This is a genomic window from Verrucomicrobiales bacterium, assembly GCA_016793885.1.
In the GTDB taxonomy this organism is placed as follows: domain Bacteria; phylum Verrucomicrobiota; class Verrucomicrobiia; order Limisphaerales; family UBA11320; genus UBA11320.
Genome location: JAEUHE010000234.1, coordinates 1 through 3,188, shown reverse-complemented (window position 1 = coordinate 3,188; position 3,188 = coordinate 1). Strand labels below are relative to the sequence as shown.

2 protein-coding genes and 2 pseudogenes are annotated in these 3,188 nt (G+C 58.8%); 2 read left to right on the top strand and 2 right to left on the bottom strand.

The annotated features are described in order from the left end of the window. Positions 1-315 precede the first annotated feature (315 nt). Together JNN07_25700 and JNN07_25695 are read right to left on the bottom strand one after the other, a co-directional pair. Positions 316-450: pseudogene (locus JNN07_25700) on the bottom strand (helix-turn-helix domain-containing protein). Between the two features lie 333 nt (positions 451-783). After that, a pseudogene (locus JNN07_25695) lies at positions 784-984 on the bottom strand (transposase). Positions 985-1,094: 110 nt separating this feature from the next. On the opposite strand from JNN07_25695, the gene JNN07_25690 reads away from it, so the two are divergent. Together JNN07_25690 and JNN07_25685 are read left to right on the top strand one after the other, a co-directional pair. After that, a complete protein-coding gene (locus tag JNN07_25690) occupies positions 1,095-2,588 on the top strand; it encodes an oligosaccharide flippase family protein (GenBank protein ID MBL9171152.1) in 1,494 nt (497 codons plus the stop codon). 421 nt (positions 2,589-3,009) lie between these two features. Continuing rightward, the coding region (locus JNN07_25685) for a hypothetical protein (GenBank protein ID MBL9171151.1) at positions 3,010-3,188 on the top strand (179 nt) is incomplete at its 3' end.

Sequence of the window (3,188 nt, the reverse complement as noted above, 5' to 3'; positions counted from 1 at the left end):
GGCCTGCCGAAGTGGGCGCACGAAGCGTTTGACCGACTGGTAGGACGCGGTGAAGCCGACCTCGCTGACCAGGTCCTGATAAATGCGCTGGGCGGTGTGACCGCCCGCGAGCTTGGCGGCGATGAACTCGGCATGAGCATCGCAACGCCCGGGTCTTCCCGGTTCGGAGCGCAGGGCCTCAAGTTGGGTCGCCACGACTTCGGAAGGGAGATCCAAGCCGGGGATCGAAATGGGGGATTTTGGATCTGGAGGCCCGTCGGAGCCGGGGGTCGAAAAGGGGGTGGATTTTAAAGCTGTCGTCGCGGCGGTGGTGGAGGGAGATCCCCGGAGGTAACGGCGCACCGTCCTGCGGTCCAGACCGAGCTGACGAGCGATGCGCCTGATCGGCCATCCGGCTGCTGCCAAATGTGTTATGGAGTCTTGTTCTTGTACCTTGAGCACGGTGGCCATGACGGCGGCGGGTATGCCCGCTTTCGCGGGCCCGCCACAGTCCTTCCGTGCTTCAGGGTGGGTGATTTTCCTTTCACCCTATTTCGACCCGAGGTGGTCCCTTTTGGGTGACCGCTGACAGGTGGGTGATGCGAAATCGGCGGTTCGTGCGGGACTACTAGCGAAGGGAGTCCAGCGCTGGTGGTTGGCTCTTTGCAGCACTCATACGGATCATGCTCGGGCGGCTCGCCTACCCATCACAGATCAGACTCTTCGGACAGACTCTACGTGACACTACACTAGTGGCTGTCATGAACTATGGAGCAGACAATGCATGAGGCAGACAAAGGAGAGTCAGTGAAAGCCGGCCAAAGTCTCGGACAGCCTCTCGTAATCTCTTCCCAAGCGCCGAAACCTCGACGCCCACGCGAAGCTTCGCTCGACCACCCATCGCTTGGGCAGGAGGACGAACCCGCGCTTCGCCTCCGCCAGCCTTACGACGGACGATCCTATCCCCGATCGTGCTGCCGCCTCCAGGGGACGCGACCCGGTATACTCTTGGTATGAGCCTCGTGCGTGGATTTACAGGATTCGGTGACCCCACACAGTCCCGACAATGAGCCCCTTTCGCCAAAGCGAAGACTCCCATACCCAGCGCGACCTGCATGAACCTTAGACGCACAGCTCTTCGAGGATCAGCACTCCTAGCCGCGGCCGCGGTTCTCAGCAATGGCGCCGGGTTCGCACGAAACGTCATGCTGGCCCACGCCCTCAGCAAGGCGGACTTTGGTATCGCTGCAACGTTGGGTCTGGTGATCTCGCTCTTCGAACTGTCTGCGAAAATTGGAATCTCAAGGTTCGTCGTCCAAGACCCGGAAGGTGACACTCGGGAATTCATCGGAGCCGCTCACTTCTTTCAATTCGTCGTTGCCGCCATCGGAGCGCTCATGATTGTTGTTGCATCGCCTATTCTAGCCAACCTGTTCGGCATACCTGACCATCGATGGGCCCTGGCATCCATCGCGGTGATCGCTCTACTTCGAGGCATCGAACACCTAGACGTCAGCCGATTCGAGAGAAAGCTGCGATTCGGTCCATCCACCGCAGTGGACGCAATCTCTCAGGTCCTTCTCACAGGAGCTACTTGGCCGGTCACGCGGTGGTTCCCCGACTATCGCGCGATGCTCATTCTTCTTCTCGCAAAGTCCTTTTTAACATGTGCGTTAAGCCACTACTTTGCCGACTATTCGTATAGGTGGGTGGTTCAGCGGTCGTATTTCCAAAAGCTATTAGTACTGAGTTGGCCACTGCTCATCAATGGATTCTTGATGTTCGGCGTTCTCCAAGGAGATCAGTTCATGGTGGCCACATTCTATAATCCCTCAGAGTTGGCCTCTTATGCCGCGGCTGCGGTGCTGGTCTCAGCACCCACCTTCCTCTTCACCAGAATACTCTCGTCTCTCTCACTTCCACTGCTGGCGAGCGCCCAGTCCAATCCGCAGCTCTTTCAGAGGAGGTACGAGCAATCTCTGGCCGTTGTCACGGTCTGGGCATCCGCGGTCAGCGTGGTGTCCATTTTGGGCTCCGAAACCATCATGCTCCTCATTTATGGGAGCAAGTATTCCGGCTCCGGATTAGTCCTCGCCTGGATCGCCGGGGCCAACGCCTTCAGAATTCTCCGGATCGCACCCACTACAGCGGCCTTGAGTCGAGGCGATTCAAAGGCCGTAATGTACACCAACTTGTTACGCGTGGTCAGCCTTCTACCCGCGTTCGTTGTAGCAACAAGAGGTTCTCCGATCTGGGTCATCAGTACGTGCGCTACGATCGGAGAAGCGTGTGCCTGCACCGCCGCTTTCCGATTCTTGTCGCGTCGGGACGGGATTCTCTTAAGTACTAACCTGATTCCCATCGTGGTCGTCGGCTCCTCCATAACGTGTACGCTGGGTTGGATCCATGTCGGCAGCGTCTCCGCCGATCCTGCGGTCGTTCTGGCAACTGCAACCCTGACTGCTGCAGTTGCGGCATCGATCGCGGTCATTCTCCTCCCCAGAGCCCGCCAGGAGTGCATCGGCTTCTTTCGACAGGTCGCTTCCACCGGCTTCGCCGTGGGCGTTGGACACGCGATGCGACGGTTGCGTCGCAAACGGAGTCGATGAGTCAGTGGATGACTCTTGAGGGACCGGAGATGATCACCACCTAATACTGCCCTACAGCGGGCCTCTTTTCGGAGTCTGGCCGACAGGACAGAAATCGACTTCGCAGGAAATGGCGACCGCGGATGATTACGCCCATAGCGACGACCAGTCAACCGACCAAACTTCGATCCGTCCGTTCGAGATCAGCGCGCATGCATCAAGGACACTGAGAAGCCGAATGGCGTAGGGCGCCCCCTTGGATAGTGGCGGAGAGTTTAGCCTTAAACGGTTGATCGAATGTGCGCGACACCTCCCTCAAAGTTTTTCAGACTTCCCGCTTTTGATTCCGCCAAGTCCGTTCGCGTTTCCCCCTCGGAGCAGGACATCCTCGATTACCTTGAGGTCATCGAACTCACCGAGTGCGATCAAATCCAACACTGCGATGCGCCCATCACCGAACTCCTCTCTGCACGACGCCTCGCTGGTCGGCGAGCACGTGCGATGCGCCACCGTCTATCGTGGGCAATGGCTGGCCGTGGCCAGCGGGAGTGCCGCCCCACGTCACCTCCAGGCCCGCGATGCTCTCTTGGGTTGGCCCCACGAGCAATGCCGCCGCCGACG

Bases quoted from the DNA above. Each gene is read 5' to 3' on its own strand.
- JNN07_25690 (MBL9171152.1), top strand. From the start codon at position 1,095: ATGAACCTTAGACGCACAGCTCTTCGAGGATCAGCACTCCTAGCCGCG.